Source organism: Chondromyces apiculatus DSM 436 (assembly GCF_000601485.1).
GTDB classification, from domain to species: domain Bacteria; phylum Myxococcota_A; class Polyangia; order Polyangiales; family Polyangiaceae; genus Chondromyces; species Chondromyces apiculatus.
Genome location: NZ_ASRX01000008.1, coordinates 72,072 through 83,449 on the forward strand (window position 1 = coordinate 72,072; position 11,378 = coordinate 83,449).

An 11,378-nucleotide genomic window follows, 5' to 3' on the forward strand; every position below is an offset into this window, starting at 1 on the left:
CTCACACGAGCCCCGGCATGCGCGTGCCCACCCAGACGTCCTGCGTCTGATCCCAGGCCAGGTAGCTGTCGTCGAGCCAGGCGTGTCCGTCGTCGCCCCAGGTCGAGCCCCAGGAGTTCCGCACCAGGAACCGCCGCCCGTAGCCCACGTCCACGCCCGTGAGCACCATCGCGTGCGCGCCCACCCACTCGTCCTTCGGCGGGATGAACTGCACGTGTCCCCCTCCGGCGTAGGCCTGGAAGCCGGTGCCGATCATCGTCCCGAAGATCACCGGGTGGTTTGCGCGGATGGCGAGCTCGATCTGGCGCAGCCGCTCCGGTCCCTCGCCGGTGATGCGGTAAAACCCGGTCAGCCGGTTCTCTGCCGCCATGGGGTAGCAGCTCGTCGGCGGCGCCTTGAGCACCTGGGCGGCGTCGTAAGGCCAGAACTGCTCCTCGCAGATGCCGAGCTTGCGGAGCTGCTGGGCGCCCGCGCGGATGAACGTCCCGGCGTCCTTGCCCGTCGCCTCGTGCAGCCGGCGCGCGTTCCAGTACACGAAGAGGCGCGAGAGCTGGATCACGCCCTCCGGCTTCTCGAGACCCCTCAGGATCTCCATGGCGTCGCACCACGAGTTCGCCACGCACGCGCTCAGCGCGCCCTGATTCGAGAGCGGCGTGTACTCCGGGATGACGTGCCTCCCCTGCGACACGCCGTTCCATCCGGAGCGCTGGAGCAAGGACGTCTCCGCCACGACGAGGCTGCGATCCCGCGGGTCGGGATCCTCCCTGAGCCAGCCGCCCACCTTCGTCACTGCTGCGGACACGCGTCCACCTCCGAGCAAGCGTTCACCTTGGCGATGCACCCCGGGTTGAGGAACACTCCGCCTTCCTTCTGCGTCACGCGGCACGTCTCGCCGAAGCGCTCTCCGAGCCGGTTCACCCACATCGGCTGACCGCGCGGATCCTTGCACTGGAGCGCCTCCAGCCGCGCCTCTGCCGCGCCGCACAGATCCGTGTCGGGCACGACCGGTGGCTGCATCTCGCCATCCTGGCGAGGTCCGCACCCGAGGAACAAGGCGGCGAGCACGACGACGATCCGCATCACCCCGAGCATACCGCGCGAGGCCGGGACGCTCCACCCGGTGGCCTCCCCGGCGGCCCACACCGCCCCCTCACCCCCTCACGCCATCCCCTCGCCCAGCCAGTCCCGGGCCAGCGCGAGCACCCGCGCGTTCGCGCTCACCGCCTCCAGGAAGCTCCGCCGCAGCGTCGGGTCTGCGATGCGCCCCGCGCGCGTCAGCACGTCATCGCGCGCCGCAGCGATCACCGCGCACGCCCCTGCCCGGTCTCCGAGCGCCGCGAGCGCCTCCGCCAGGACCGCGCGCTCCCCGAGCTGCAGCACGTGCGTCACCCCCAGCGCCTCCGACCGATCGCGCGCCGCCCGCGCGAGCTGCGCCGCCTCCCCTGCCCTGCCCTGCGCGAGCCTCACCCCGGCCAGCACCGCGTCCGCCCACGCCGCGTCGACGGGGCTCGCCTGGGTCAGGTCCGCGCCCGCGAGCGCCGCCTCCTCCGCCTCGACCACGTCTCCGCGCCGCGTCAACAGCGACGCCACCAGCAGGCGCGCGTTCCCCTGCACCAGCCTGTCGCCGCGCGCCCCGAGCGCTGCCGCGAGCGCCCGCGCCTCCTCCACCGCCTCGTCGAGCCTCCCCTGCTCGGCCAGCGCGAACGCCAGGTGCAGCCGCCCGATCGTCGCCTGGATCGACCCTCCCCCGCTCGCCGCGCCCGCCGCGAGCACCGGCCGCAGGAGCGCCTCCGCCTGCACCGGCGCCCCGAGGTGCACATGGTCCGTCGCCATCCGCACCCGCATCAGGTCCTCGTAGCGCCGCTCCCCGGCCGTCGCGAAGGCCTCCGCCGCCTCCCGGTGCAGGCGGAGCGCCGCCCACGGATCGCGCGCCGATAGCCGCAGGTAGTTCCCGTGCGCCGCCCGCTGCCATCCCACCACCAGCGCATCGCGCCCTCCCAGCGCGTCCGCGAGCCTGTCGAGCCGCGCCCGGTGCGCCGCCGACAGCTCACGCTGCGCCAGCACCGCGAGCACCTCCGAGGCGATGGACAGCGTCCACGCGAACGCCCCTGCCGCCTCCTCCGCGGGCGTGATGTCGAGGAGCTGCCCCCCGAGCAGCGGCAGCATCGCCCCCGGTTGCCCCAGGAGCAGCGCGTTCGCCACCTTCCCGGCGATCGCCACGCAGTACGCCCGCGTCCCTGGCGCCGCGAGCTGCAGCACCTGGTCCACGCGCGCGTCTGCCGCCGCCGCATCCCCGCGCCACCCCTCCACCTCGGCCTGCACCCGCCGCAGCTCCGCCAGGAGCTGCCCGGAAGCGCCGCACCCCACCCCGCGCTCTGCGGCCTCGGCTGCGCCCGACAGATCCCCGCCTTGCAGGAGCCCCTCGGCCGCGCGCAGGTAATACACCGCGGCCCGTCCCCGCTCTCCCGCGCGTGAGAGGTGCTCGGCGAGCACCGCCGCGTCCCCCTCCCCCACGCCCTCCAGCCACGCCGCCGCGAGCCGGTGCCCCAGGCTCCGATCGCCCTCGGTCAAGCTCGCGTAGGCCCCCTCGCGCAGCAGCGCGTGCCGGAATCCGAGCTCCTCTTCGCCCGGAAAGCGGCTCCGCTCTCGCCGCGCGATCACCTCCTTCGCCACCAGGGATGCGAGCGCTGCGCTCACCGCCTCGGTGGCCACCTCGCCGCCGAGCAGCCGCCGCACCCCCCCTTCCCAGAACACCTGTCCGAGCACGCTCGCCGCGCGCAGCACGCGCCGCTCCTCGGCGTCGAGGGCCCCGAGCCGCGCGTCCACCATCGCCAGCACCGTCTCCGGCAGCGCCTCCCCTCGCCCCTCGGCCACCGCGCGGATCAGCTCCTCCAGGTAGAAGGCGTTCCCTGCCGCGCGCTGCACGATCTCGTCCACCTTCCCGGAAGGCACCTCCTCGCCGAGCACCCGCCGACACAGCGCCTCCGCCGCCCGCCGCGGCAGCGCCCCGAGCCGGATCTCCTGCGCGTCGCGCTCCGCGAGGAGGCGGGGAAAGCGGTCGTGCACCTCGGGCCGCGCCAGCGCCAGCACGAACCAAGGCCGCTCCCGGTGCCTCCCCAGCGCCTGCTCCACGAGCCGCACCGAGGGCGCGTCCCCCCAGTGCAGATCCTCCAGCACCAGGAGCAGCGGCTGGGCCGAGACCACGGCCCCGAGCAGCTCCTCCCAGGCCCGCCGGATCTGCTCCCCCATCGCCTGCGGGCTCTGCCGCGCCGCCCGCAGCGCCGGGTTCTCCTCTTCCGGGAACGGGATCCCCGCGACCTCTCCCAGGAACGCCGCGACCCGCCCCGCCTCTGCGCCTGGCGCCAGGGTGCGCACCCACGCCTGGAAGCGCGCCCGCCGCGTCTCCAGCGGCTCGCCTCCCAGCACCCCGGCCGCGCTCCGCAGCACCCCCCCGAGCACCCCGAACGCTGCCTCCCGCCCGAACGCCACCCCGCGCCCGCGCCACACCACGATCTCGGGCCGCGACGTCCGCACCCGCTGGATCGCCTCGTCGCGCAGCCGCGACTTGCCGATCCCCGGCGGCCCCAGCACGAGCGCCGCCCGTGCCACCTCGTCCTCGACGCACCCCTCCACGAGGTCCACGATCGCCCGCAGCTCGCGGTCCCGCCCCACGCAGGGCGAAGGCCTCCCGAGCAGCGTCCGCATCCCTTCCTCGCCCTCCCGCTCTCCGACCAGCTCCCAGGCTTGTCCCGCCGCTCCCGCCGCTCCTGCACTCCCCACCGCCACCACCGCGAAGCGCGCATCCAGCAGCGCCCGCGTGGTCTCGTCGATCCACACCGCGGTCCCCCCCACCGTGGGGCCCGCCAGCATCGCTGCCGCCCGGTCCAGGAGCTGCCCCACCGGCAACCGCCCCGCGAGCTCTGCGCGCCCCGTCACCAGCGCGATCTGCCCTCCCCGCCCCCACTCCACGAGCAACGGCTGGATCCCGAGCGCGCACCGCGCCGCCCGCGCCGCCTGATCCGCGGCGCCGACCCCCGCCGCGCCCTCCAGCATCACCAGCACCGCCCCGCTCGCGAGCACCTCCACCCGCGCCCCGAGCGCCCCCACCACTGCCTCCAGCGCCTGCCGCCGCGCCGCGTGCGCATCCGTGGGCACCGTGTCGTCCAGCGTCGTCCGCGGGGCCTCCGGCATCGCCACCACCACCGAGAACACCCGCTGCTCCCCCGTGGTGAGCGCCACGCCCTCGCGGAGCCGGGAAGGCGCCGTCGCCCCTCGCCCCAGCGCCTCGGCCGAAGCTTCCACGCCGCCCGTCGCTGCCCCACCCGTCCACTCCCCGCCCAGCGCTCCCCCACCCCACGCTCCCGCGCTCCCGATCTGCCGCAGCGCTGCCACCACCGCCGCCGCGCTCTCCGGACGCCCTTCCCGGTCCTTCGTCAGCATCCGCGCCACGAGCGCCTCGAACGCCAGCGGTACCCCGCGGCGCAGCTCCCCGAGGCGCGGCACGTCCTCCAGAAGGAGCCGCGCCAGCAGCGCCATCGCGTGCTCCCCCGCGAACGCGCGCTGCCCCGTCACGCACTCAAAGATCACCGCCCCCAGCGCGAACACGTCCGCCCGCCCATCCGTCGGCTCCCCGCGCGCCTGCTCCGGCGCGATGTACCCCGGCGTGCCGAGCACCACCCCCGTCCTGGTGAGCGGCAGCGGCCTCCCCCCGAGGCGCGCGATCCCGAAATCGAGGAGCCTGGGCCGACGCGGATCCCCTCCTTCCAGGAGCAGGTTGGAGGGCTTGATGTCGCGGTGCACGATCCCCCGCGCGTGCGCGGCCGCGAGCGCCTCCGCCGCGCCGAGCGCGAGGGCGACCGCGTCGTCGAGCGAGAGCGCTCCCCGCGACAGGCGCGCGGCGAGATCCTCCCCTTCGATCCACTCCATCGCGAGCCACGGCTGACCGCCCCCGGTGACCCCGTGGGCCACGTAGCGGACGATCCCCGGGTGCCCCAGCTCCGCGAGGATGCTCGCTTCCTCCGCGAAGCGCGTCACCTGACTCCCCCCCATCTCCAGGAGCACCTTGAGGGCCACCGGCGCGTCCCCGACCCGATCGTGCGCGCGGTAGACCGCCCCCATCCCTCCGGCCCCGGCGAGGCTCGCGACGACGAACCGTTCGGCGAAGATCTCCCCCGGAGCCATGGCGACCGCGTGCGCGGAGGCGACGGCGCTCACCCCCGCCGTCGCCCTATCTCGGCAGACACCGAAGCCCGGCTCCGCGCCACCTCGTCCTCGATCGCCTGCACGGCGGCCGCCGCCCCCTCCGGTGTCCCCGCGCGGGCCTGGCGCATGAGCCGCGCGCAGGGATCCACGAGCCGCAAGAGCGACAGCCGCGACGCCTGATCGTGAAGCTCCTGCCCGAGCGCCCCGAGATCATCCATGCGCCCGTCTGCGAGCGCCACCCGCATCCGTGCCACCAGAAACGGCGCCCGCGCCGCCACCAGATCGATCACCAGCGACACCACGTCCTGCTCTCCGGCCGGGGGCGGCGGCGCCGAGCCCGTGCCCAGCGTGCGCCGTCGATCGCTGCCCGGCAGGAACGGCGAACGCGGCACCGCCTCCGCAGGAGCCGGCGGCGCCCAGGAGGCCTCCGTCTGCGGCGCCCCCGTCTGCGGCATCCCCGTCTGCGGCGCCCCCGTCTGCGGCATCCCCGTCTGCGGCATCCCCGTCTGCGGCATCCCCGTCTGTGGCACCCCCGTCTGCGGCCCCGCCGTGGGCACGGACGTCCGCCCCTCTTCCCGCCGCACCGCCTGGTAGGCACCGGACCGGTGCGGCGGCGGGTGCACGGTGTCGGGCGACGACGGCAGCGGCGCGCGTGATCGCGAGGGCCGCGCCGGGGCAGGCCGCTCTTCCGCGGGCGGGAGCAGCAGCGTCCGCAGCGTGGTGTGAAGCTGCGCCACGCGCACCGGCTTCGTCACCACCAGCGCATCGCCCGCGCGCGCCGCGGCGCCCGGGTAAGCCAGCAGCACCACGCGCGTCCTCCCCGCAGCGGCCACCCCGGCGACCCGCCCCGACCCGCCCAGCGGGAGCGCCGCATCGACGAGCACCACGTCGTAAGGCGCGCCTCGCGTCGCCGCGACCCGCATCGCCCGCAGCGCCTCCGCCTCGCTCGCCGCGACGTCCAGGTCCACCGCGAGCAGCTCCAGCATCGTCCGCACCGCGGCCCGCGTCGACGCGCTGTCGTCGACGAGGAGCACCCGCTTGCCCCCCAGATCCACGCGCGGCACCAGCCCGCGCGTCGTCGACCTGCCCCGCCGCTCGAAGGCCACCTCGAACCACAGGACCCCCCGGCCCTCCGGATCGGTCGCGCTCTGCAGCACCCCACCCAGCACGTCCACGAGCCGCTTCACCAGCGCGAGCCCCAGCCCCGCGCCGCCGAGCCCCGCCGAGAAGGGATCCCGCCGCGGCCCCCCCCTGCGCTCCCCGGCTCCGGCCGTGGACTCCCGCCCCGGCACGTAACTCACCGACATCCGCGTCGAGACCGTGCCCGCGGACTCGCCCAGGAACTCGACCCGCAGCGTCACCTCGCCGCCTGCGCGCCCTTCCGCTTCCACGCGCGCATCGACCCGCACGCTCGCGTCGCTGCCCACGGCCGACGCCAGCGCGAACGCCCCGAGCCTCCCGAGGAGCTGCCGCAGCCGCGCCCCGTCGCCCCGCACGCCGCCGGGGATCTCGGGAGGCACCACGAGCACCAGCTCCACCCCGAGCTGCTCCGCCTCGGCCGCGAGCGCCTCTCCGGCGTCCTCCACCGCGCGCCGCAGGTCGAAGTCCACCCGCGCCGGCGCGAGCGCGCCTGTCGACAGCGCCGAGAGCGCCTCCAGCGCCCGCATGTCCTCCAGGAGCCCCAGGAGCGCCCCGCCGTTCGACCGGATGCGCTGCGCAAGATCGAGCTGCGTCCCGTCGAGCGCCGTCCCGAGGAGCTGCTCCGCGAGCCGCACCACCCCCCCCGCCAGCGTGCGCAGGTCATGGTCCACGCCCGCCAGCCAGGGCTCTGCTTGCACCGGCTGCAGGGCGGGATCGATTCCCGCCGGCAACGATGGTGGGAGCGGGAGCGGCACCCGCGCATCCGCGCCGTTCCGGGGTCCCTCGCTCGCCACTCTTGAAGCTTCTTCGCGCGCGCTGCTCACGGCTGTCCTGCCCTCGCCCGCCTGCGGCAGCCGATGCTAACAGACCGTCAAACGCCGAGGTGAGTTGACCGACCAGTCACCAACGAACTGTCGAACCGCTCGGATCTCGCGCCAGGCGCTCACCCCCCCGCGAGCGCCGATGCCGGCTCCACCCGCGCCGCGCGGCCCGCCGGGCCCCACGCCCCCACGGCCGCGAACACCGCCCCGAACGCCACGCCCCCCAGGGCGAGCCACCAGGGAAAGTCGAAAAATGTCGAGGGCTTGAAAGGAAAGTCCGGCAGCCGGTGCGCCGCTGCCCAGTCCGCGAAGAACGCGGCCACCCGCGCCGCCACCACCCCCGCCGCGCCCCCGAGCACGCCCACGGTGAGCGACAGCGCCATCATCCACGACCGTACATCCAGCGCCGTCGCCCCCACCGCGCGGTACAGCGCAATCTCTGCGCGCCGCTCCGTCACCAGCACCCGGAACGTGTAGGCGATGTTCGAGGCCGACACCACGAGGATCACCCCCGCCACCAGCGACAGCAGCGCCATGATCCCGTTGATCAGCACGCTCACGTCGCGCGCCCGCGTGTCGCGCGGCGACAGGCCCATCGACGCCCCCGCCGTGATCACCGCGCTGGTGTCGATCCCGCTCCCCACCTGCACGATCACGCTGGAGTACCGCGTCGCGGAGCGCGCCCCTGCGAACTCCGCGTTCCACCGCCGCACCACCTCCAGCGGGAACGTCAGCCCCAGATCGATGGCGCGCCGCGACACCCCCACGAGCTTCACCCGCACGCTGCGTGGCGTCCCCGAGCGCGCCTTCCCCAGCAGCGAGTCCCCGAGGCGCATGTCGAACGTCACCCCCTGCGCGCGCTGCACCATCGTCGCCCCCACCGGCGGCAGGTTGTGCGCCGGCGCCAGGCTCTTGTCGAAGATCTCGACGAGGTAGTGGCTCACCAGCACCGGCACCGGCTCCGAGCACCTCCCTGTCGTCGTGCCCGCGCCCGCGCCCGCTTCCCCCGTTTCCGCGCCCGCGCCCGCGCCCGCGCCGCCGGTCATCTCGCAGTACTGCGGCACCGCGCACCCTGCATCGTTCACGCACGCCGGCCCCGGCCGCGCCATCGGATCGGCGAACACCGAGGTGTCCTTCAGGTCCCCGTCCCCTTCGAGCAGCGACGGCGCGATCCCGTCGCCGATGAGCTCACTGGTCCCCACCTCGCGCCCGAGCAGCTCCTTCCCCCCGCGGGCGCTCGACGGAAACGCGAGCTTCAGCTTCGGGTACACCCCGGTCACCCCCGGCAGCGCCGCGAGACGCTGCACCTGCTCCGCGTCCACCCCTGGCGGCTCTCCCCCGCCGAGCAGCATCCCGAGCAGCCCTGGATCCTGCGCCTTGGGCGGCTCCAGCTCGATCTGATCGATCGGGAACACCCGCCCCAGCACCACCGTCCTCACCCCGAGCCCCAGCGCCAGGAAGAAGATCATCGTCGCGGTCCCGGCAGCGATGCCGAACCCGCTCGTCGCCAGCGCCCCCCGCGTGCGCCCGAGATCCCGCCGCACCAGCGTGAGCAGCGCCCCGATCCTCACGACCCCACCTCCACCTGCCCGCCCTGCTTCCCCTGCCCGCCCTGCTTCCCCCGCCCGCCCTGCTTCCCCCGCCCGTCGTGCTCCACCCGCCCGTCGCGCAGCCGGATCACCCGGGTCGCCACCTCGGCCAGCCGCTCCTCGTGCGTCACTGCCAGCACCGTCAGCCCCTCCTCCGCGTGCAGTTCCGAGAACAGCGCGATGGTCCGCGCCGCCATCTCCGTGTCCAGGTTCCCGGTCGGCTCGTCGCACAGGAGCAGCGCCGGCCGCTGCAGGAGCGCCCGCGCGATCGCCACCCGCTGCCGCTGCCCACCCGAGAGCTGCCCCGGCGCGTCCTCGGCCCGGTCCGCGAGCCCCAGCCGATCGAGCAGCTCCATCGCCCGCCGGCGCAGGTCCGGCCACTCCGGATCGAAGAGCGCCGGCGCCAGCACGTTGTCCAGCACCGAGAGGTGGCCGAGCAGGTGAAAGGCCTGGAACACGAACCCGATCTGCCGGCAACGCAGCCGCGACAGCTCTCGGTCTCGCATCTTCGCCAGGTTCCTGTCGAACAGCTCCACGCGCCCTTCGTAGCCGCGATCGAGCCCTCCCACGACGCCGAGCAGGGTGCTCTTGCCAGACCCGCTCGGCCCCAGCACCGCCACCAGCTCTCCCGCCTCGATGGTCAGGGTCACCCCGTCGAGCGCGTGCCGCACCGCGCGCGCATCGCCGTACGACCGCCGCAGCCCCTCGGTGCGCACCACGGTCCCCGAGGGCGCCGCACCCCCGCCGCCCTTCTCACCCCCGCCACCCTCCCTCCGCCTCCCTGGGCGGGCACGCGGGCTCGCCGCGTCGAGGACCTCTGGCACACGGGCTTCGACATGCTCGCCCACCGCTCTGGCGGGCGCGGGATCCGAGGGCATCGCGCCTCCTGTTACCCCCGAGGACGCCGTCCGACAACCTGCATCGTCCACCTCGCCTTTCGATGCGCAGCCGCGCCTTTCGATGCGCCGCCTGGTAAAGTAGGCTCCGGAGAGCGTGGCCTTCGAGCAACTGGACCTGCCGCTCGGGGGAGTCTCTCCTCCCACCGAACCCACCCGCATCCCCAGGACGCGCCGCGTCTTCGTCAACCGCCACCTCAGGCTCGGCCAGATCGACTGGGTGGGGTTCGACATGGACTACACCCTGGCCATCTACAACCAGACCGAGATGGACACCCTGAGCATCCAGGGCACCCTCTCCAAGCTGGCGTCCCGGGGCTACCCCGAGGACGTCCTCCGCCACATCAGCTACCCCGTGCACTTCCCCATGCGCGGCCTGCTCATCGACAAGCGCCATGGACACGTCCTCAAGATGGACCGCTTCAAGGTCGTCCAGAAGGGCTACCACGGCATGCGCGAGCTCTCGAAGGAGGAGATCCGCAGCCTCTACCAGCACCGCAAGATCCGCACGAACACCGGGCGCTACCACTGGATCGACACCCTCTACGCGCTCAGCGAAGCCACCCTCTACGCCGGCATCGTCGCGGCCCTCGAGGCGCGCGGCACCGAGGTCGACTACGCCCGCCTCTTCACCGACATCCGCGAGTGCATCGACGAGGCCCACCGCGACGGCACCATCGTCGACGTGGTGATGAACGACCTCCCCCGCTTCATCGAGCGCGACCCCCTGCTCGCCCCCACCCTCCACAAGCTCCGCTCCGCCGGCAAGAAGCTCTTCCTGCTGACCAACTCCCGCTGGGAGTACACCGAGAAGATGATGACCTACCTGCTCGGCGACGCGATGCCCGAGTACCCGAGCTTCCGCCACTACTTCGACGTCATCATCGTCTCCGCCCAGAAGCCCACCTTCTTCCAGGAGCGCCGCCCCCTCATGGTCCGCGACGGCGCCGAGATCCGCCCCGCCACCCTCCCTCTCGAGCGCGGCGCCATCTACGAGGGCGGCAACCTCCTCGACGTGGAGCGCTTCCTCAACGTCTCCGGCGACCGCGTCCTCTACGTCGGCGACCACATCTACGGCGACATCCTCCGCTCCAAGAAGGAGAGCGCCTGGCGCACCGCCATGATCATCCAGGAGATGGAGGCCGAGGTCCTCGCCCACGAGGCCTGCCGCGACCACTACGCCCAGAGCGCGCAGCTCGAAGCCCGCCGCGAGGAGCTCGAAGACCAGCTCCGCTTCTACCAGCAGCGCTTCAAGGACCTCACCCGCCAGATCGACGAGTCTCCCCGCACCATGGGCGGCGCGAACGGCTCACCCGACGCCACCCCGCCCGTCCGCATCGACTATGCCGTCTCCTTCCTGGAGGCCGAGCGCGCCCGGGCCAAGCGCACCGTCGAGCGAATCCGCGGCCAGCTCCGCGCCGTCGACGCCGATCTCGCCCGCATCGAGCGCGAGGTCGATCGCCACTTCCACCCCTTCTGGGGCTCGCTCCTCAAGGAGGCCAACGAGGTCTCGAGCTTCGGCGACCAGGTCGAGGAGTACGCCTGCATCTACACCTCGCGCGTCTCCAACCTGCTCGGCTACTCCCCCCTGCAAACCTTCCGCAGCCCCCGCGACCTCATGCCCCACGAACTCTAGTACTGCGTACCCTGGAGCAGGGGCCTGCGGCCCCTACGCTCCCGTGGGTCGCTACCCCGCAGGCACCACGGACCCGCTGGTCGCTACCCCGCCA

7 protein-coding genes are annotated in these 11,378 nt (G+C 74.1%); 1 reads left to right on the forward strand and 6 read right to left on the reverse strand.

All coding sequences use genetic code 11. From position 1 onward, the window contains the following. Window position 1: 1 nt before the first annotated feature. From CAP_RS06040 to CAP_RS06065, 6 genes are all read right to left on the reverse strand, one after another. Window positions 2-802, reverse strand: a complete 801-nt coding sequence (locus tag CAP_RS06040; protein WP_197041024.1) for a C1 family peptidase — start codon at window positions 800-802, stop codon at window positions 2-4. Further along, complete coding sequence (locus tag CAP_RS51990; RefSeq protein WP_197041025.1) at window positions 787-1,080, reverse strand: hypothetical protein; 294 nt, start codon at window positions 1,078-1,080, stop codon at window positions 787-789. The genes CAP_RS06040 and CAP_RS51990 overlap by 16 nt, the downstream gene beginning before the upstream one ends. 78 nt (window positions 1,081-1,158) lie before the next feature. After that, on the reverse strand, window positions 1,159-5,214 hold the full coding sequence (locus CAP_RS06050; protein WP_081864613.1) for a serine/threonine-protein kinase: 4,056 nt from the start codon (window positions 5,212-5,214) through the stop codon (window positions 1,159-1,161). Next, a complete protein-coding gene (locus tag CAP_RS06055; RefSeq protein ID WP_156040532.1) occupies window positions 5,211-7,097 on the reverse strand; it encodes an ATP-binding response regulator in 1,887 nt (628 codons plus the stop codon). The genes CAP_RS06050 and CAP_RS06055 overlap by 4 nt, the downstream gene beginning before the upstream one ends. A 188-nt stretch (window positions 7,098-7,285) precedes the next feature. Beyond that, a complete protein-coding gene (locus CAP_RS06060) occupies window positions 7,286-8,734 on the reverse strand; it encodes an ABC transporter permease (protein ID WP_044237152.1) in 1,449 nt (482 codons plus the stop codon). Then, window positions 8,731-9,630 (reverse strand): ABC transporter ATP-binding protein, encoded by a 900-nt coding sequence (locus CAP_RS06065; RefSeq protein ID WP_063748647.1) that lies wholly within the window; start codon window positions 9,628-9,630, stop codon window positions 8,731-8,733. Before CAP_RS06065 ends, CAP_RS06060 begins: the two co-directional genes overlap by 4 nt. Window positions 9,631-9,745: 115 nt before the next feature. On the opposite strand from CAP_RS06065, the gene CAP_RS06070 reads away from it, so the two are divergent. After that, window positions 9,746-11,284 (forward strand): HAD-IG family 5'-nucleotidase, encoded by a 1,539-nt coding sequence (locus CAP_RS06070; RefSeq protein WP_044237156.1) that lies wholly within the window; start codon window positions 9,746-9,748, stop codon window positions 11,282-11,284. Window positions 11,285-11,378 lie beyond the last annotated feature (94 nt).